The following is a 20,278-nucleotide window of genomic DNA, read 5'->3' as shown; positions in this document are numbered from 1 at the left end:
AAAACGTGTTGAGAATGGTTCAAAATATGCTGTTTTAGAAGAGAGGAAGAAGATGAATATACTGTTAATTGGAATCGTGGTACTTGGAATCGGAATTGCTTTATTTTTCTTGGAAAGTAAAAGAGAATTGAAGATATTTCGAGTGACAGATTATACGGTGAGCGGAGAAAAATTAAAAGGATTGACGAGAGAATACCGGGCAGTATTTCTGAGTGATCTCCATAATAAAGTATATGGAAGAGATAACCGGTCGCTTATCGAGGCAATTCGTCAAAGCCAGCCGGATTTCATACTGATTGGCGGGGATATGCTGATTGGGAAAAAGGATATTCCTTTTGATGCGGCTGTTTCTCTTATTCGGCAGCTTCCGGAGATTGCTCCGGTTTATTATGCCAATGGGAATCATGAACAGCGAATGAAGGAGCATCCTGAGATTTACGGAGATGCCTATACGCGTTACCGGGAGCTGCTTGCAGCTTCCGGAGTCCATTTCCTTGAAAATGAGTCGGCTTGTATGACATTTGACGGATGTCGATTCCGTATGAGTGGATTTGAGCCGCCAATGGAAGGCTATCAGAAATTTGCGAATCCGACAGATGTAGAAGAGATTTTGCAGGAGCAGTTCGGTTCTGTATCGAATGAAAGATATGAGATTCTGTTGGCGCACAATCCGGCAATGGAGGTTTCTTATCGAAGTTGGGGAGCGGATCTGACGCTGTCCGGACATTTGCACGGCGGGATTATCAGGCTTCCTTTTATTGGCGGTCTGATTACTCCGCAGGCAAAGTTCTTTCCGAAATATTCCGGTGAATATTCAAAAGAAGGGAATCGGGTGATGATTGTCAGTAAAGGGCTTGGTACCCATACGGTAAATATCCGTTTCTGCAATCCGGCGGAAGTAATCGTGATTCATTTCAACAGTATATCCTGACAGCAGGAAAATAGCAGGGGGAAACAGCAGGAAAACTAAAACTTGTAGAATTGTTATCGATGATGTATAATCCCATCTTTGACAGTTAGGAAGAGCAAAAATCGCTGTATCCCTTGTGGTTACTGGGCTGCAGCGATTTTTGCTGTTGTCACGGATTATAGTATTTTATTCTTTCCCTTTACTTTTTTTCTGAATATTTCTCATTTTGCTTTTTGTTATGAACTGATAATCTGTTCGGAAACCACAGACGTCATGAAGATCATCCGTAATTCTTTCTCGTTTGTATAAAGGAATGAATCCCTGTTCCTGTATTTCGGCGAAATTCATTTCTTTTAGAATATCTAATAATTCTTCACATGTATATTTAGCATCCAGTTTTTTCTCAAGGAAGCGGTATATGGTCAATGCAAGAAAACAGATTAGAAAATGTGCTTTGATCCGGTTTTCATCCTGTAAATAGACAGGTCTTGCAGAAAAATCTGTTTTCATAATCCGGAAACACTCTTCTATCTGCCATCTTCCTTCACTTACTTTTAAAATATCACCAGCTTCGTCATCTAAAAGATCTGTGCATACTGCGTAAAATCCATCATACTGGGCTTCTTCAAAAATCTTGATTTCATCTAGATAATGCTTTACATCAGCAGCTTCGCCTTCTTCTGTTATAGCCATAGTTCCGATGAAACGTGCTGGATCATTTGGATTTTTGCGGTTCTTTTTTGTGCTCCCTGAATCCAGCATCTTTTGTGCCCGTTCAATCTGTTTGTCTCGAATAGATTTTTGATAAAGGGCATATTTAGGAGAATAGGTAATGATCAGGCGTTGATGCAGCGTCTTTGTGGTGTAGGGCTCGTCTTTATAATAAAGTCCTTTATCATCTTCGGGTAGTTTTGTGATATCAACAGGGGTTCCATCGGATACTCTTTTAAATCCCTGTAAATTTAATGCCCATTCTTTTTCTTCTTTCTTCAGCTTTTTGATGGACTGGGTTACGATATAAGCACGTTCTCCCATGTGATTGTATTCCCGGATTGATTCAGAGCCAAGCCCGGCATCGCTGCAATAAATAAATCTCTGACAACCAAAATCTCCAAGAACTTTCTTTTCTAACGGTTTGAGAGAGGTCTGCTCGTTTGCATTTCCCGGAAAAAGAGAAAAAGCAAGAGGAATTCCATCTCCATCCATAAACAATCCCATTTGGATGATTGGGTTTGGTCTGTGTTCTTTACTTTTACCGTATTTTTTCTTTCCATCTTCTTGTTCAATTTCAAAGTAATAATTCGAGCAGTCATAATAAAGGATCTTATCATTTCTTTTCCCAAGGAAGTGGGAGTTTTTATAAACTTCCGTCTGAATAAGATCACATTCCGTACCAAGTACATCCAATGCCCGGTAGACATCATGAAGTTCGTAGGATGGTTTTTCTAAGAATTCAGATGCAACTTTGTAAGAAGAACGTTTGCTGCAAGGTTCTAAGATTCTTGCATAAATCAAATCCGAGAGGATTGCATTGATATCATACTTGAATTTATATTTTTGTTTCAATTTCCGGCAGATTTTATTCATTTGTAGTTGATAATAAATAGATTGGAGAAACAGATAGCCACCACGGAAGAAGACCTGCTTGTCATAATCTAATTGTCTATCCGCATGGAATGGTATCAATACTGTCTGTGCTTCTTTTTCCTTTTTATATTTTTCAGTTTCTATTTTCACTTCATTTTTCGCCCATGCAACGACATCATCTCTTGTAGGACCATGTTCAGGCAAAAGTTGTTCTAAGGTTCCCAGCTTGCGGACGATAGCTGAAGTAGTGCTGCCATTTGCTTTTGTATAAGATTTACAGATATAAAAGGACTCTGCATTTTTTGATTTTGTTATGTGAAGATTCATCTGTCATCCCTCCTATCCCTTATTATACCATACAATAACATAAAATAACAGCCATAAAAACAGAAAATTTGACATAAAAAAAGCAGGTTTTATGCGACCTGTGAGTACTTTTTTCGATATTCAACTGTCAAACTCCCGTGCAATCCGGCGGAAGTAATCGTGATTCATTTCAACAGTATATCCTGACAGCAGGAAAATAGCAGGGGGAAACAGCAGGAAAACTAAAACTTGTAGAATTGTTATCGATGATGTATAATCATAAGTTGGAATACGAAAAGAAAAGGGAAGACGTCATATGGCAATACCAGTAAAGCTGGATGTATTTGAAGGTCCTTTGGATCTCCTAATGCATTTAATTGATAAAAATAAGGTAGATATTTATGATATTCCGATTGTAGAAATTACGAATCAGTATATGGAATATATACGGGCAATGCAGGAACAGGACTTGAATGTGATGAGTGAGTTTCTTCTGATGGCAGCAACGCTTTTGGATATTAAATGTCGTATGCTTTTGCCGAAAGAAGTAAATGAGGAAGGCGAAGAGGAAGATCCGAGACAGGAACTTGTGGAGCAGCTGCTGCAGTACAAGATGTATAAATATATGTCCTATGAATTAAAAGACCGACAGCTGGACAGTGAGAAATTAATGTTTAAAGGTCCTACGATTCCGGATGAGGTACAGGAATATCAGGAGCCGATTGATTTGGATAAACTTCTGGAAGGATTGACACTGGCAAAATTAAATGCAATTTTTACAGAAATTATGCGGCGCAAAGAAGATAAAATGGATCCGATCCGAAGTAAGTTTGGAAAAATTGAACGGGAAGAAGTGACGCTTTCAGACAAACTTGTATATGTAGAACAGTATGCAAGATTCCATAGATGTTTTAGTTTTCGAGAACTGCTAAGCCGTCAGCGTTCAAAGATGCATGTAATTGTTACATTTTTAGCGATTTTGGAATTGATGAAGATGGGAACGATTCTAATTGAACAGGATGGAACTTTTGCAGATATTATCATTACATCTCAGATTATATAGAAAAGGATAGAAAAATGAAACTCACAAAATTAGAGAGTGCGGTGGAAGCAATTCTATTTGCAATGGGGGATTCGGTTGCTCTTGATAAGATTGCTGCAGCAATCGGGCAGACGCCGGATGAAACGAGAATGATTCTGCGGCATATGATGGACTATTATGAAAAGGAAAATAGAGGGATTCACATTATTGAGTTGGAAGATTCTTTCCAGATGTGCACGAAGACGGATTTATATGACTATTTAATCCGGATCGCAAAACAGCCGAAGAAATGTGTGCTGACAGATGTTCAGTTGGAAACGCTTTCTATTGTGGCATATAAACAGCCGGTAACGAAGCTGGAGATTGAAAAAATCCGTGGTGTGAAATCAGACCACGCGATTAATAAATTAATTGAATATAACCTGATCTGTGAAGTGGGACGACTGGATGCGCCGGGACATCCGCATCTGTTTGGAACAACAGAAGAATTTTTGAGAAGATTTGGTGTTGCATCGCTAGAGGAGCTGCCAAATCTGAATCCGGAACAGGTGGAAGAAATGAAAACAGAAGCAGAGGAAGAAGCAGAGATGAAACTGGATGTATAGTGCAGTTTCATCTTTTTGTTTGCGGAATAATTTGTCTGAAAAATTCATAGATAACTATATATGCAGGAATTTATCCGGATATTAGGAGGGCGCTATGAAAAAAATATATTGGAAAAGTATTTCGTGGATCATTGGACTGTTGCTCGGTCTGCAAATATGGATTTTGTCTGGTGACGGGGTGGACGCAGCACAGACAGTACCGGAAGAACTTCAAAATCTGCATGCGCAGTCGGCCGTGTTAATGGATGGGGACAGCGGACGTGTTCTGTTTGAAAAAAATGGTTATGAGAAGCGGGCTATGGCAAGTACGACAAAGATCCTCACATGTATTCTGGCCTTAGAAAAAGGAGATTTGGAACAGGTTGTTACGGTTTCTAAAAATGCGGCAAGACAACCGAAAGTACATCTTGGTATGCAGGAGGGAGAGAAATTCTTTCTGAAAGATCTGCTTTATTCATTGATGCTGGAATCCCATAACGATTCGGCAGTGGCAGTAGCAGAAGCGATTGCAGGCTCTACAGAGGAATTTGCGGTACAAATGAACGAAAAGGCGAGAGAAATCGGCTGTAGAAACAGTCATTTCATTACACCGAACGGATTGGATGCATCGGATGAAGAAGGAAGGCACTCTGCAACGGCAGAAGAACTGGCAAAAATCATGCGGTACTGTATTAAGGAATCTGAGAAGCGGGAAAATTTTCTGGAAATTACCGGTACACAGGAGAAAACATTTCAGAATATAGAAAAAACAAGAAGTTTTTCCTGTGTCAATCATAATGCACTTTTACAAATGGAAGAAGGGGCTTTGACAGGGAAGACCGGCTTTACCTCTGAAGCAGGATATTGCTATGTAGGAGCAGTGAAAAAGGGCGACCGTACATTGATTGTAGCGCTTTTAGGATGCGGCTGGCCAAGTCACAAGAGCTGGAAATGGCAGGATACAAAGTCTTTGCTGCGTTACGGGTTTGGACATTATCGATATCGTGAAATAAAAACAATTCCCAAAATTCCAGCGGTAGAAGTAGCAGAGGGATGTAAAGAGAATTCAGAGTTGTTTTCTAAAATATTTTTACATGGTACGGCAGAGAAGCCGTCTTTTCGGATGCTGTTAAAAGACGATGAGAAAATATCTGTGAAGGTAAAAATGAACGAGCAGCGAAAAGCACCTGTTTGTAAGGGAGAGCTGATTGGAACGGTGTTGTATACATTGGACGGAAAAATTGTTTATCAGACTTCGGTTCTGTCAAATGAAGAAATTCACAGAAGAAATTTCTGGTGGGTATTCAAAAATGTGATAAAAATATATTTGATCTAATATCGTTAAGCAACAAGATAATAAAGGTCAAGAAGATGATAAAAACAACACTTTAAAGTTGATAAATTTTGTCATAGAATAAGAAAAGACAATTGACTTGATGAATTATACTTGATGAGAATTTAGAAGTGAGGACGATTTTTATGAGAAATTTTGAAAAATATGAACGGATGTATTTCATGCCGCCAGAAGTAAGTTATGATTGGGTCAGAAAAGAATATTTAGAAAAACCTCCGGTATGGTGCAGCGTAGACTTAAGAGATGGCAATCAGGCTTTGATCGAACCGATGAGTTTGGAAGAAAAACTGGAATTTTTTGAGCTTCTTGTCGAAATTGGATTTAAAGAGATTGAGGTAGGATTTCCGGCTGCTTCAGAGACGGAATATACATTTTTGCGTGCATTAATTGAACGCAAGATGATTCCGGAAGATGTGACGATCCAGGTGCTGACACAGGCAAGAGAACATATTATCCGTAAGACATTTGAAGCATTAGAGGGGGCGCCGCATGCGGTAGTGCACTTATATAATTCGACTTCTGTAGCGCAGCGCGAACAGGTCTTTCGGAAAAATCGGGAGGAGATTAAGCAAATCGCTGTAGAAGGCGCTAAACTGCTTCAAACATTGGCAGATGAAACGGATGGAAATTTCACATTTGAATACAGTCCGGAAAGTTTTTCGGGAACGGAAATGGATTATGCGTTGGAAGTGTGTAATGCAGTGCTTGATATCTGGAAGCCAACAAAAGAAAAACCGGTTATCATTAATATTCCAACAACGGTAGAAAATGCTATGCCGCATGTATTTGCCTGCCAGGTAGAATATTTTACAAAATATTTAGCATATCGGGAACATGTGGTACTGAGTCTTCATCCTCATAATGACAGAGGATGCGGTGTTGCTACAGCAGAACTTGGCGTATTGGCAGGGGCTGACCGTGTGGAAGGGACATTGTTTGGAAATGGCGAGCGGACTGGAAATGTAGATATTATCACGCTTGCTATGAATCTTTTTTCTCATGGGATTGATCCCGGGCTTGATTTTTCCAGAATGCCTCGCATTGTAGAAGCGTATGAGCGTCTTACAAGAATGAAGGTTGGGATGCGCCAGCCGTATGCGGGAGAACTTGTATTTACTGCGTTTTCAGGTTCCCATCAGGATGCCATTGCGAAAGGCATGAAGTGGCGTGAAGAAGGTCATACAGATAAATGGACAGTACCATATCTCCCAATCGATCCACATGATGTAGGGCGACGGTATGAGTCCGATGTGATTCGGATTAACAGTCAGTCCGGCAAAGGCGGCGTTAGCTATATTCTGAAGCAGAATTATGGCATTTCTCTTCCGGAAAAAATGAAAGAAGAAGTGGGATATCTTGTAAAAGATGTTTCAGATAAGGCGCACAAAGAATTAACGCCGGAATGGATTTATCATATTTTTGAAGATCATTATATCAATGCAAAAGGGGTATTTTATATTGAGGAATCCCATTTCCGCAGAGAGAACGGAATCCTTGCAGATGCAGTCATTGTGCATGGAACGAGTAAGCATACGGTTACAGGAAGCGGAAATGGACGACTGGATGCCATCAGCAATGCGATCAAACAGTATTTTGGCGTCAGCTATGAGCTGTCTTTCTATGAGGAACATTCACTTACAAAAGGCTCTTCTTCGAAGGCGGTTGCCTATGTGGGCGTCATCTGTAACGGAAAGCATTATTGGGGAACCGGAATCGATGCAGATATTATCAGCGCATCGATAGAGGCGCTGACGGTTGCTGTCAATAAGATCGATCAGATTAAAAATTCTGACGGGTATAAAGACGAGCGTATGATAGCAATTATGAATTTTATTCAGGAAAATTATCTGGATGTGACACTGGAAAGTCTGTCGGAGAAATTCTATCTTTCTAAGCCGTATCTTTCTAAATATATTAAAGAAAAAGCCGGAAGTACGTTCGGCGAGATCGTAAAACGTGTGCGTATGAAAAAGGCAAGAACATTGTTAAAGAGCAGCACCATGACCGTTGAGAGCATCGCAGAAGCAGTGGGATATCAGAATGTAGAGCATTTCAACAGACTCTTTAAAAAAGCGTATAATATGACGCCGATTCAGTTCCGGAATCATGGATAATCAGAAGAGGCACGTTAAAAACAGGCGGGAGAAAATTCCCGCCTGCTTTTTACTTATATTAAGTATTAAATATTAAATTGCGCGTGTGTACTGGCGCAGCCATTCGTTTTCTTCTTCTGTCATATACGGAGAGAGTTTCTCGTAAACTTCAGCATGGTAACTGTTGAGCCATTCTTTCTCGCGAGGAGACATGAGATCAGGATTGATACCGTCAAGGTCGATTGGCGCAAATGTGATCGTCTCGAAATACATGAACTGTCCGTATTCGTTCTTTTCGCCTTTACGTACAACCATTTCATTTTCAGTACGGATGCCATGAGAGCCTTCTGTGTAGATACCAGGTTCATTTGTAAGAACCATACCTTCTGTAAGTCTTTCACTTTCTCCGGCACGTCCCTGTGAACGGAAGCCGGCAGGACCTTCGTGGATGTTCAGGAGATAGCCGACACCGTGTCCTGTTCCGCAGCGATAATCGATTCCCATTTCCCACATTGGCTGTCTTGCATAGATGTCAAGATTGATTCCGGTACATCCGTAAAGGAATTTTGCCATGGAAAGTCCGATCATACCGCGTGCGACAGCAGTAAAGTCGCGTTTTAATTCATCACTAATCGGTCCAAGTACAAATGTTCTTGTGATATCTGTAGAACCTTCATAGTAGTTTCCGCCTGTATCATTCAGGAAGAAATGTGCTGGCTGAAGCTGTACGTCTGTCTCCGGTGTAGAAGAGTAGTGCATCATTGCTGCATGCTCTTTGTATGCACAGATCGGAGAGAAACTCTGCCAGAGGTAGCCGTCTTGTTCTTTGCGGAACGCATCTAATTTTTCAGCAGCAGAAGATTCCGTGATCTTCTCAGATGCAACATGGGTTTTTACCCAGTGCATGTATTTTGTGACAGCGACACCATCTTTGATATGTGCGCGGCGTATATTTTCAAGTTCCACTTCGTTCTTTAACGCTTTGAAAAGAATTTCCGGGTTTGTTGCTTCTACAGTTGCAGTATCTTCCGGAATGTTGGAAGAAAGTGCATAGTTCACGCGGTCCGGATCGAAAAGTACACAGTCTTCTTTCGAGAAGCCTTTGACTGTTTCGTAGATTGCGTTGTAAGGAAGAATTTCAATATTATCTTTTGCAAGGAGCGCTTTTGCTTCGTCGCTTAATTTCTTTTCAGAGATAAATAACTGCATGCGGTCTTCATAAATGATTGCATAAGCAAGGATGAGCGGAGAATATGCAACGTCATTTCCGCGCATGTTAATCAGCCATGCAATGTCATCAAGAGAAGCCAATACATGGATGTTGGCGTTCTTTTCTTTCATCACTTCACGGATTCTTGCGAGTTTGGAAGCGGTGCTTTCGCCGCTGTATTTTTCTTCCAGGATAAATACCGGTTCTTCTGCCATTGCAGGGCGGTCTTCCCAGACTTCATCGATCAGATCCATATCGTATTCGACAGTTACATTTTTGGCAGCCAATGCTTTTTTCCAGTTGTTTCCCTGAGTTGTGGAGATGACCTGTCCATTAAATGCCAGTTTTCCATTCTCTGGAAGATAGTTCACAAGATATTCCTGGATCGTCGGCACATCCGGCTGTCCTATGCGGTAAAGGTCGATTCCGCTTCCCTCCAGTTGTTTTTCGGCCTGGATGAAATATCTTCCGTCTGTCCAAAGTCCTGCTTCGTCTTTGGCAATGACAGCAGTTCCGGCAGAACCTGTGAAGCCGGAAATGAATTTTCTTGCCATGAAATACTCACCGACATATTCGCTCTGGTGATTGTCTGAAGAAGGAATTACATATGCATCGATATTTTTGCTTTTCATCAATGTCCGTAATTTCTCAATTCGTTCTGTTACGTTCATTTTCGTTTCCTCCTGTATAAAACATATTACAAATGTATTGTACCACAGTCTAAAAAAAAGAGATATAGTAAATCTGATTTTCGAAAGAAAAATTTTTAGAAGAAAATGGACAGAGCATAATTTCTGAATCCATTTGCGGCAGGAAAAGTGAAAATGACAAAAAAATAACAAAAACAATTGCACTTTAAGGAAAAACACCGTATAATGATACTCGGCAGAATTTGAAAAGAATTTGGAAATAGGAAAATGGAGGACTGGGCTATGAATAACAGAACAGCAGAAAACTTCGCAGGCAAGCGAATCACAGCATTGCTCGATGAAGGAAGTTTTGTTGAAATCGGTAGAGAGATCACTGCCAGAACAACAGATTTCAACGTACAGGCAAAGGACACTCCGGCTGACGGCGTGATTACCGGATATGGAGTGATCGATGGAAATCTGGTTTATGTTTACAGCCAGGATACAGAAGTGATGAATGGTTCCATCGGTGAAATGCATGCAAAGAAAATCGCACATATTTATGATATGGCAATGAAGATGGGGGCACCGGTAGTAGGTTTTGTGGACTGTGCAGGACTGCGGCTGCAGGAAGCGACAGATGCGCTTAACGGATTTGGAGAATTATATTTGAAACAGGCAATGGCTTCTGGTGTGATTCCGCAGATTACTGCTGTGTTTGGTACATGCGGAGGAGGACTTGCAGTTGTTCCGGCATTGACAGATTTTACTTTTATCGAAGAAAAAGGACGTTTGTTTGTGAACTCACCAAATGCAATTCCGGGAAATACAGAAGCAAAATGTGATACGGCATCTGCTTCTTATCAGGAGAAAGAGACAGGTCTTGTCGATTTTGTTGGAACCGAGGAAGAGATTATTGAGAACATCCGCGAACTGATCAGCATGATTCCTGGAAATAACGAGGACAATGATTCTTATGATGAATGTCTGGATGATTTAAACAGACGCTGCGAAGAATTGGAAAATGCAGTTGAAGATCCGGCAATTATGCTTTCAATGATTTCTGATAATGGGATTTTCTTTGAAGCAAAGAGAAACTTTGCAAAAGATATGGTAACAGGGCTGATCCGTTTAAATGGAATGACTGTTGGTGCAGTGGCAAACCGTACAACACGTTATGATGAAGAAGGAAACGCCGCAGAGACATTTGATTGTGCATTATCTGCCCGTGGCTGCAGAAAAGCGGCAGACTTTGTGAATTTCTGTGACGCTTTCAATCTTCCGGTTGTGACATTTGTAAATGTAAACGGATTTAAGGCATGTAAGTGTTCTGAAAATAATATTGCAAGAGAGACGGGACGCCTCACATATGCGTTTGCAAATGCAACTGTTCCGAAAGTAACTGTTGTAACAGGAAAGGCTTACGGAAGCGCTTATGTTGCAATGAACAGTAAATCGATTGGTGCAGATATGGTTTATGCATGGCCGGAAGCAGAAATCGGTATGATGGATGCAAAACTGGCAGCAAAGATTATGTATGCGGATGAAGCTGCTGAAGTGATTGCAAAAAAGGCAAAAGAGTATGAAGCGCTTCAGACAAGTCCGGCTGCTGCCGCCAGAAGAGGCTATGTAGATACCATCATTGAACCGGCAGATACAAGAAAATATCTGATCGGTGCATTTGAGATGTTATTTACGAAAAGGGAAGACCGTCCGGTAAAAAAACACGGAACAGTATAGTGAGGTGAACCAAATTGAAAAAGAAATTAAGTATTCTTGTCTGTATGCTTGTATTTGTACTCGGCCTTTCAGCATGTTCCGGACAGAAAGAAACTGCAGAGTACAATCAGGAAGCGCTGGCACAGGTATCAGACTTTTTGATTTCGAATTTCTCACAGATGACGGAAGAACAGTTCGAGGCGTTTCACAGTACATCTGAATATGCGTTGAATTATACTCTGATGAACACAGGGGTTCCATTAGAAAGTGATGCATTTCTTGCGGCAATGGATGCCTGGCAGGCAGCCATTAAAGAATGTGGAACATATGCTGATCATGGCGACTATTCTATGGAAGTGAAAAGTGACGGAGCAATTTTAAAAGCAAATGCATCTTTTGAGAACCGTGATGCAGTTATGGAGTTTGCTTTTGATGAAGAGTCAAAGCTGGAATCTCTTACCGTGAGTGCAGAATATACAACAGGAGAGATCCTGACAAAGGCAGGATTGAATACAGTGCTTGGAATGGGAACTGTATTTGTTGTGTTAATCTTTATGGCATGGCTGATTTCTCTTATGAAATATATTCCGGTAATTGCGGAGAAATTTTCCGGAAAGAAAAAAGAAGAGCCGTCAGAAGCAGCGCCGGTTGTTGTTGAGGAAACTGAGATCGCAGATGAAACAGATGATCTGGAACTTGTGGCTGTGATTACTGCAGCAATTGCTGCAGCAGAGGGAACATCCTCAGATGGATTTGTTGTAAGATCGATTAAAAAAAGAAGAAAACCAGGAAAATGGAATGCATAGGCGTTTTAGGAGGAAATCAATATGAAAAGCTATACAATTACAGTAAATGGAAATGTATATGATGTTACAGTAGAAGAAGTGGCTAATGGCACTGCACCGGCTGCAAGACCGGCGGCAGCACCTGTTGCAGCACCAAAAGCAGCACCGGCAAAGGCAGCAGCGAAACCGGCAGCAGGAAGTGTAGAAGTAAAAGCAGGTGCGGCAGGAAAAGTATTTAAGATTGAGGCATCTGTTGGTCAGACAGTGAAAAGCGGAGATACGGTTGTTGTCATTGAAGCAATGAAAATGGAAATCCCGGTTGTAGCACCGGAAGATGGAACAGTTGCAAGCATTAATGTAGCTGTCGGTGATGCAATTGAATCAGGAGCAGTTCTTGCTACATTAAACTAAACAATTAGCTCATCTTCGGATGTTACAGGAGGTTTAAACATGGAATATATTACAACGACCCTGGGAAACCTCGTTCATCAGACTGCCTTCTTCAATTTGACATGGGGAAACTTTTTGATGATTGCAGTTGCATGCGGTTTCCTGTATCTGGCGATAAAGCATGGGTTCGAACCGTTACTTCTGATTCCGATCGCATTTGGTATGCTGCTTGTTAATATCTATCCGGATATTATGCTCCATGCTGAAGATGCAGCGAACGGAACAGGTGGATTATTATATTATTTCTTCAAACTGGATGAATGGGCAATTCTTCCATCCCTGATTTTCATGGGAGTCGGGGCTATGACTGATTTCGGTCCTCTGATTGCAAATCCGGCCAGCTTCCTTCTTGGAGCTGCTGCACAGTTTGGTATTTTCGCAGCATATCTTGGCGCTATGGCAATGGGATTCTCAGATAAAGCAGCAGCTGCCATCTCTATCATTGGCGGTGCTGACGGACCAACATCTATTTTCCTTGCAAGCAAACTGCAGCAGACAGGACTTCTGGGACCGATTGCTGTGGCAGCGTATTCTTATATGTCGCTTGTGCCGATTATTCAGCCGCCGATCATGAAGCTTCTGACAACAGAAAAAGAGCGAAAGATTAAAATGGAACAGCTCCGTCCGGTATCAAAACTGGAAAGAATTCTGTTCCCGATCATCGTTACAATCGTTGTCTGCCTGATTCTTCCGACAACGGCTCCGCTTGTTGGTATGCTGATGCTCGGAAACCTGTTTAAAGAATGTGGCGTTGTAAGACAGCTGACAGAGACTGCCTCAAATGCAATGATGTATATTGTTGTTATTTTACTTGGAACGTCTGTTGGCGCTACAACAAGTGCAGAAGCATTCCTGAACTGGACTACATTAAAAATTGTGGCGCTTGGTTTGATTGCATTTGCATTCGGAACGGCATCCGGTGTTATTTTTGGTAAGATTATGTGTTATGCAACTCACGGAAAAGTCAATCCGCTGATTGGTTCTGCCGGAGTATCTGCAGTACCGATGGCAGCGCGTGTATCACAGAAAGTTGGTGCAGAAGCTGATCCGACGAACTTCCTGTTGATGCATGCAATGGGACCGAATGTAGCCGGCGTAATCGGAACAGCGGTTGCCGCCGGAACTTTTATGGCGATTTTCGGGGTATAGGAGACAGGGCATAATTGTCCAGGAAATAGGAGGAACACACAATGGCAGAAATGGTAAAAAAACCAATTAAAATAACTGAAACAATTCTGCGTGATGCACATCAGTCTTTGATTGCGACACGTATGACAACAGAACAGATGCTTCCGATCATTGATAAAATGGATCAGGTCGGATATCATTCTGTCGAATGTTGGGGTGGAGCCACATTTGACGCTTCTCTCAGATTTTTGAAAGAAGATCCGTGGGACAGACTTCGTAAATTCCGTGCCGGATTTAAAAACACAAAACTTCAGATGCTGTTCCGTGGGCAGAATATTCTCGGATATCGCCCGTATGCTGATGATGTAGTAGAATATTTCGTGAAGAAATCTGTTGCAAATGGAATTGATATTATTCGTATTTTTGATTGTCTGAATGACCTTCGCAACCTTCAGACAGCGGTAACAGCAGCAGTGTCAGAAAAAGCAGATGCACAGGTTGCGCTTTCTTATACACTGGGAGATGCTTATACACTGGAATACTGGATCGATATTGCGAAAAGAATTGAAGATATGGGAGCTACATCAATCTGTATTAAAGATATGGCAGGACTTCTTGTGCCGTATAAAGCAACAGAACTGGTACAGGCGATGAAAGAAGCAACAACACTTCCGATTCAGCTTCATACACATTACACATCAGGCGTTGCGTCTATGACTTATTTGAAGGCAGTAGAAGCCGGAGTTGATGTGATCGATACTGCAATCTCACCGTTTGCAATGGGAACGTCTCAGCCGGCGACAGAAGTTATGGTAGAGACATTTAAGGGAACGCCGTACGATACAGGACTGGATCAGAAATTGCTTGCAGAAATTGCAGACTATTTCCGTCCGATCCGCGACGAAGCTCTGGAATCCGGACTTCTCAATCCAAAGAATCTGGGAGTTAATATTAAAACACTTCTGTATCAGGTTCCGGGCGGAATGCTTTCTAACCTGACATCACAGTTAAAAGAGCAGGGTGCAGAAGATAAGTATTATGAAGTGTTAGAAGAGGTTCCAAGAGTGCGAAAAGATCTCGGAGAACCGCCGCTTGTAACACCATCTTCACAGATTGTCGGTACACAGGCTGTATTTAACGTATTGATGGGCGAACGTTACAAAATGGCAACAAAAGAAACGAAAGATATTTTAAGCGGAAAATACGGAAAAACAGTTAAGCCATTTAACGAAGAAGTACAGAAGAAATGTATTGGAGATGCAGAAGTCATTACATGTCGTCCGGCAGATCTGATTCCGGATGAACTTGACACACTGCGAGGAGAAATGGCACAGTGGTCACAGCAGGATGAGGACGTATTGTCTTATGCATTATTCCCGCAGGTGGCAACAGACTATTTTAAATATCGGGAAGCTCAGCAGACAAAAGTAGATCAGACAGTTGCCGATACAGAGAACGGTGCTTATCCGGTATAAGGAAATAAATAATCGGGGAGAAAATCAGAGATTCTGGTTTTCTTCCTTGTTTTTTTTCTGAAAAACATTTAATATAGAAGAGGTATTTTAGAAAAAAGGAAGAGTCAGAATATGAGCAGTAACAATAAGAATGAATTATTGCGGAGAATAGAAGAACAGTACAAAGAACTGAGCAAAGGGCAGAAACGGCTTGCAGACTATATTGTTCAGAATTACGATAAGGCGGTATTTTTGACTGCAGCCAGACTTGGAAAAGTTGTAGGAGTAAGTGAGTCTACGGTTGTGCGCTTTGCAACTCAGCTTGGTTATAAAGGATATCCGGGTTTTCAAAGAGCGCTGGAAGAGCTTGTAAGACATAAACTGAATTCCATTCAGCGTATGGAAGTAACTTATGGGCGTATCAGTCAGTCAGAGATTCTGGAGTCTGTATTGCAGTCGGATATTGAGAAGATTAAGATGACGATAGGAAGTCTGGATCAGAAGGCTTTTGAAGAAGCGGTGGATACGATTGTAAAGGCGCGGAAGATTTATATTATCGGGATTCGCAGCTGTGCGCCGTTGGCTAACTTCTTGAGTTATTACCTGAATCTGATCTTTGACCATATTACACTGGTTCATACCAACAGCTCCAGCGAGATCTTTGAACAGATGATACGGATTGGTGAGGAAGATGTCGTAATCGGCATTAGTTTTCCGCGGTATTCGATGCGTACACTAAAGGCGTTAGAATTTGCCAGCAATAGAAAAGCAAAGGTGATCACACTGACAGACAGTGTGCACTCGCCAATGACTATTTATTCTTCCTGTAATCTGATTGCAAGAAGCGACATGGCTTCTATTGTAGATTCGCTTGTGGCGCCGCTTAGTGTGATCAATGCGCTTGTTGTAGCATTGTGCATGAAGAAACAAAAGGAAGTTGTAAAGACGTTGGAGACGCTGGAAGAAATCTGGGATGAATATCAGGTATACAGCGGTGATGAACTGAATCAGGTAGATGACAGGATGGAATTAGGATATGAAGAATAAAGTGCTGATAATAGGCGGAGGAGCTGCCGGAATGTTTGCGGCTATCTTTGCTGCAAGAAATGGTCGGGAAGTACACTTATATGAACAGAACGAAAAGCTTGGGAAAAAACTATTTATTACAGGAAAAGGACGCTGTAATCTGACGAATGCTGCCGATATGGAAGTACTTTTCCGGTCGGTTGTATCCAACGCTAAGTTTTTGTACAGCAGTTTTTATGGATATACGAATGAGGACACCATTCGCTTCTTTGAAGAAATCGGGCTGAAGACAAAAATTGAGCGCGGAGACAGAGTTTTTCCGGTGTCAGATCATTCTTCTGATGTGATCCAGGTGCTGCAAAAAGAGATGAAAACTCAGGGAGTGCAAATACATCTGAACACAAAAGTGAAAGAAATTCTTACAAAAGAAGGAAGATTTGACGCGGTTATACTTGAAAAGGGAGAAAAGATACATGGAGATGCCTGTATTATTACAACAGGTGGATTTTCTTATCAGACAACAGGATCTCGTGGAGATGGATACCGGTTTGCAGCGGAACTGGGCCATAAGGTAACAGAGCTGATGCCGGCACTTGTTCCAATGGAGACGGAGGAAGTCTATACGCATGAGCTTCAGGGACTGTCGCTTCGCAATGTAGCAGTAAAGATTTTGAATGGCAAAAAAGTTCTGTACAGTGATTTTGGAGAAATGCTGTTCACTCATTATGGAGTAAGCGGACCGCTGATGTTAAGTGCCAGCAGCATTGTGGGAAAAAGGCTTTTAAAACAATCATTGGAACTTCAGATTGATCTCAAACCCGCACTTTCAGAAGAACAGCTTGATCAGAGGGTGCTTCGGGATTTTGAGGAGAATCGGAATAAACAGTTTAAAAATGCAGTCCACAAGCTCTTTCCGGCAAAATTGATTCCGGTAATGATTTCACTTAGTGGAATCGATCCGGATAAAAAAGTAAATGAAATTTCAAAGGAAGAACGCCAGAGATTTGTAAAATTGATGAAAGCATTTCCGGCAACACTGACCGGCTTGCGGGATTATAATGAAGCAATTATTACAAAAGGCGGTGTAAACGTAAAAGAAATCAATCCGGCGACAATGGAGTCCAAGATTGTACCGGGCGTTTATTTTGCGGGAGAAGTTTTGGATCTGGATGCGCTGACAGGAGGATTTAATCTTCAGATTGCATGGTCAACAGCTTATGCAGCGGGGATGAACGCCGGAATCGCAGAAGAATAATACGGAGGCAGAGTTTAGATGGGATATAATATTGCAATAGATGGACCGGCTGGTGCCGGTAAAAGTACAATAGCAAAAAAAGTTGCGAAAGAAAAAGGATTTATTTATGTAGATACCGGAGCAATGTATCGGGCGATGGCGCTGTATTTTTTAAAACTCGGAATCGCCCCGGAAGATAGTAATTCGATTGCCAAAGCCTGTACAGGTGCAGAAATTAAGATTGCCTATGAAGATGGAATGCAGCAGGTATATCTAAACGGACAGAATGTTACAGACCGGCTTAGAGAAGAGATGGTAGGAAATATGGCCTCTAAAAGCTCTGCTGTCGCTGAAGTGCGTGAGCATCTGCTGTCGCTGCAGAGAGAGCTTGCCAGAACTGAGGATGTGGTCATGGACGGACGTGACATCGGAACAAGAATCTTACCGGATGCCGATGTGAAAATATATTTGACGGCCAGCGTGGAAACAAGAGCAAAAAGACGCTACCGGGAACTTTTAGAGAAGGGCGAGGACTGCGATTATGAGAAAGTAGCGCAGGATATTGAACAGCGGGATTATCAGGATATGAATCGCCAGGTATCTCCGCTTTGCCAGGCAGAAGACGCGGTTTTCATAGATTCTTCCGATATGACAATTGAGGAAGTAGTGGAGGCGATTAAAGCATTATGCAGATAAAAGTAGCAAAAACAGCAGGGTTTTGTTTTGGGGTAAAGCGGGCTGTAGAGACTGTTTATGAGCAGGCAGAAACAAATCAGGGGAAAAAGATTTATACTTATGGTCCGATTATTCATAATGAGATTGTTGTGAATGATCTCCGGCAAAAAGGGGTAGAAGTAATCGAATCAGAAGAAGAGCTGGCTTCATTGAAAGATGGGATTGTTGTGATCCGTTCCCACGGTGTAGCAAAACATATTTATGATCTTTTGGAAGAAAATCAGATTGTCTGTGTGGATGCTACCTGTCCTTTTGTTAAAAAAATTCACAGAATCGTTGCAGAAGAGAGCGCGAAAGGCAAAGAAATTATTATTATCGGGAATGAAAAACATCCGGAAGTGGAAGGAATCAAAGGGTGGTCCGAAACAAAAGTGACAGTGATCGGATCAAAAGAAGATGCCTGCAGATTTCAGACTTCATTTGATCAGGAGCTGTGTATTGTATCACAGACGACATTTAATTACAATAAATTTAAAGAATTAGTTGAAATTATAGAAAAAATGGGGTATCATATAAGTGTTTTAAATACGATTTGCAGTGCTACGAAAGAACGTCAGGATGAGGCGCTTTGCATTGCCGGGGAAGTTGATGCCATGCTTGTCATTGGCGATAAGCACAGCTCGAATACCCAAAAGCTATTTGAAATATCAAAAAAAGCATGTAACAATACGTACTATATTCAGACACTTGACGATTTGGATTTGAATCAATTAGGGTCCTCGGAAACAGTAGGTATTACAGCTGGGGCATCGACGCCCAATAAAATAATTGAGGAGGTTCAAAATAATGTCAGATTTAACTTTTGAACAAATGTTAGAAGAGTCATTTAAAACAATACATAACGGAGAGGTAGTAGACGGTACAGTTATCGATGTAAAACCGGATGAGATTATCCTGAACATCGGATATAAAGCAGACGGTATCATTACACGCAGTGAATATACAAACGAAACCGGTGTAGATCTTACAACGCTTGTATCTGTTGGAGATCCGATGACAGTGAAAGTTCTGAAAGTCAATGACGGAGAAGGTCAGGTGCTCTTAACATATAAGAGATTGGCAGCTGAAAAAGGCAACGAAAGACTGCGTGAAGCATTTGAGAACAAAGAAGTTCTGAAAGCAACTGTAACTCAGATTTTAGGCGGCGGCTTAAGTGTTGTTGTTGATGAAGCAAGAGTATTTATTCCGGCAAGCCTTGTGTCTGACACATATGAGAAAGACTTAGGAAAATATCAGGGACAGGAAATTGAATTTGTTATCAGCGAATTCAACCCAAGAAGAAACCGTATTATCGGAGACAGAAGACAGCTTCTTGTTGCTAAGAAAGCAGAACTTCAGAAAGAATTATTTGCAAAACTTCAGGTTGGTGATACAGTAGAAGGAACTGTTAAGAATGTAACAGATTTTGGTGCATTCATTGACCTCGGCGGAGTAGACGGTTTACTTCATATTTCTGAAATGTCCTGGGGCAGAGTAGAGAACCCGAAAAAAGTATTCCAGGTAGGCGATACTGTGAAAGTTCTTGTAAAAGATATTAACGATACAAAAGTTGCTTTATCTTTAAAATTCCCAGAGACAAATCCGTGGGCAAATGCAGCTGAAGCATATGCTGTTGGAAGCGTTGTAACAGGAAAAGTCGCAAGAATGACAGATTTTGGTGCATTCGTAGAACTTGCTCCGGGTGTAGATGCATTACTTCATGTATCTCAGATTTCAAGAGCACATGTTGAAAAACCGGCAGATGTGCTGAGCATTGGTCAGGAGATTACAGCAAAAGTAGTAGACCTGAATGAAGAAGAGAAAAAAATCAGCTTAAGCATGAAAGCATTAGAACCAGAGACATCATCTGAAGAAGCAGCAGAGGAAGAATAAGACTGAATAATGCGAAGGACTGTACAGAAGTGTACAGTCCTTTTTACATATTGATGAAAAAATATCAATTTTGAAGCTTTTTTGTATGTTAAAATGTACAATATTTTTTGCACGGAAAACTGGATTTTTATATTGCTTTTGCCTATAATAGAGAAGGATA

Annotated in this window: 17 protein-coding genes; 15 read left to right on the top strand and 2 right to left on the bottom strand. The window is 41.3% G+C overall.

Translation table 11 applies throughout. The features are described 5' to 3' along the window. Positions 1–52 precede the first annotated feature (52 nt). Entirely contained in the window at positions 53–931 is an 879-nt protein-coding gene (locus KFE17_04190; protein ID QUO32958.1) for a metallophosphoesterase, read from the top strand. 165 nt (positions 932–1,096) lie between these two features. On the opposite strand, the gene KFE17_04185 is transcribed toward KFE17_04190, so the two are convergent. After that, the gene (locus KFE17_04185; GenBank protein QUO32957.1) at positions 1,097–2,824 is read right to left on the bottom strand and encodes an IS1634 family transposase; all 1,728 of its coding nucleotides are present in this window, start codon (positions 2,822–2,824) and stop codon (positions 1,097–1,099) included. Between the two features lie 295 nt (positions 2,825–3,119). Here KFE17_04185 and KFE17_04180 point away from each other — a divergent pair, with 295 nt between their 5' ends. The 4 genes from KFE17_04180 to KFE17_04165 all read left to right on the top strand — a co-directional run bounded on the left by KFE17_04180 (position 3,120) and on the right by KFE17_04165 (position 7,897). Then, complete coding sequence (locus KFE17_04180) at positions 3,120–3,866, top strand: segregation/condensation protein A (GenBank protein ID QUO32956.1); 747 nt, start codon at positions 3,120–3,122, stop codon at positions 3,864–3,866. Positions 3,867–3,880: 14 nt separating this feature from the next. Further along, a complete protein-coding gene (gene scpB, locus KFE17_04175) occupies positions 3,881–4,450 on the top strand; it encodes an SMC-Scp complex subunit ScpB (protein ID QUO32955.1) in 570 nt (189 codons plus the stop codon). Positions 4,451–4,544: 94 nt separating this feature from the next. Beyond that, positions 4,545–5,765: a D-alanyl-D-alanine carboxypeptidase gene (locus KFE17_04170; protein ID QUO32954.1), complete on the top strand. Its 1,221-nt coding sequence runs from the start codon at positions 4,545–4,547 to the stop codon at positions 5,763–5,765. A 143-nt stretch (positions 5,766–5,908) separates the two neighbouring features. Then, a complete protein-coding gene (locus KFE17_04165) occupies positions 5,909–7,897 on the top strand; it encodes a 2-isopropylmalate synthase (GenBank protein ID QUO32953.1) in 1,989 nt (662 codons plus the stop codon). Positions 7,898–7,969: 72 nt separating this feature from the next. Here KFE17_04165 and KFE17_04160 read toward each other — a convergent pair whose 3' ends face one another. Then, positions 7,970–9,757 (bottom strand): aminopeptidase P family protein, encoded by a 1,788-nt coding sequence (locus KFE17_04160; protein ID QUO32952.1) that lies wholly within the window; start codon positions 9,755–9,757, stop codon positions 7,970–7,972. A 261-nt stretch (positions 9,758–10,018) separates the two neighbouring features. Here KFE17_04160 and KFE17_04155 point away from each other — a divergent pair, with 261 nt between their 5' ends. From KFE17_04155 to rpsA, 10 genes are all read left to right on the top strand, one after another. Further along, a complete protein-coding gene (locus KFE17_04155) occupies positions 10,019–11,455 on the top strand; it encodes a carboxyl transferase (GenBank protein QUO32951.1) in 1,437 nt (478 codons plus the stop codon). A 14-nt stretch (positions 11,456–11,469) separates the two neighbouring features. Then, positions 11,470–12,240 (top strand): OadG family protein, encoded by a 771-nt coding sequence (locus tag KFE17_04150; GenBank protein QUO32950.1) that lies wholly within the window; start codon positions 11,470–11,472, stop codon positions 12,238–12,240. 21 nt (positions 12,241–12,261) lie between these two features. Continuing rightward, positions 12,262–12,630, top strand: a complete 369-nt coding sequence (locus KFE17_04145) for an acetyl-CoA carboxylase biotin carboxyl carrier protein subunit (GenBank protein QUO32949.1) — start codon at positions 12,262–12,264, stop codon at positions 12,628–12,630. A gap of 39 nt (positions 12,631–12,669) precedes the next feature. Further along, the gene (locus KFE17_04140; protein ID QUO32948.1) at positions 12,670–13,818 is read left to right on the top strand and encodes a sodium ion-translocating decarboxylase subunit beta; all 1,149 of its coding nucleotides are present in this window, start codon (positions 12,670–12,672) and stop codon (positions 13,816–13,818) included. A 41-nt stretch (positions 13,819–13,859) separates the two neighbouring features. Further along, a complete protein-coding gene (locus KFE17_04135) occupies positions 13,860–15,272 on the top strand; it encodes an oxaloacetate decarboxylase subunit alpha (GenBank protein QUO32947.1) in 1,413 nt (470 codons plus the stop codon). Between the two features lie 111 nt (positions 15,273–15,383). Continuing rightward, positions 15,384–16,298 (top strand): MurR/RpiR family transcriptional regulator, encoded by a 915-nt coding sequence (locus KFE17_04130; protein QUO32946.1) that lies wholly within the window; start codon positions 15,384–15,386, stop codon positions 16,296–16,298. Further along, positions 16,288–17,532 carry an NAD(P)/FAD-dependent oxidoreductase gene (locus KFE17_04125; protein ID QUO32945.1) on the top strand — a complete coding sequence of 415 codons (1,245 nt, stop codon included), beginning with the start codon at positions 16,288–16,290 and terminating at the stop codon, positions 17,530–17,532. The genes KFE17_04130 and KFE17_04125 overlap by 11 nt, the downstream gene beginning before the upstream one ends. A gap of 18 nt (positions 17,533–17,550) precedes the next feature. Further along, positions 17,551–18,207 (top strand): (d)CMP kinase, encoded by a 657-nt coding sequence (locus KFE17_04120; protein QUO32944.1) that lies wholly within the window; start codon positions 17,551–17,553, stop codon positions 18,205–18,207. After that, the gene (gene ispH, locus KFE17_04115; protein ID QUO32943.1) at positions 18,198–19,052 is read left to right on the top strand and encodes a 4-hydroxy-3-methylbut-2-enyl diphosphate reductase; all 855 of its coding nucleotides are present in this window, start codon (positions 18,198–18,200) and stop codon (positions 19,050–19,052) included. The genes KFE17_04120 and ispH overlap by 10 nt, the downstream gene beginning before the upstream one ends. Further along, positions 19,033–20,118, top strand: a complete 1,086-nt coding sequence (gene rpsA / locus KFE17_04110; GenBank protein ID QUO32942.1) for a 30S ribosomal protein S1 — start codon at positions 19,033–19,035, stop codon at positions 20,116–20,118. Before ispH ends, rpsA begins: the two co-directional genes overlap by 20 nt. Positions 20,119–20,278: the final 160 nt, after the last annotated feature.

The sequence above is a fragment of the Faecalicatena sp. Marseille-Q4148 genome (assembly GCA_018228665.1).
Lineage (GTDB): Bacteria > Bacillota > Clostridia > Lachnospirales > Lachnospiraceae > UBA9414.
Note: the sequence above shows the minus strand (reverse complement) of the source record. Positions and strands in the feature narration are given on the sequence as shown.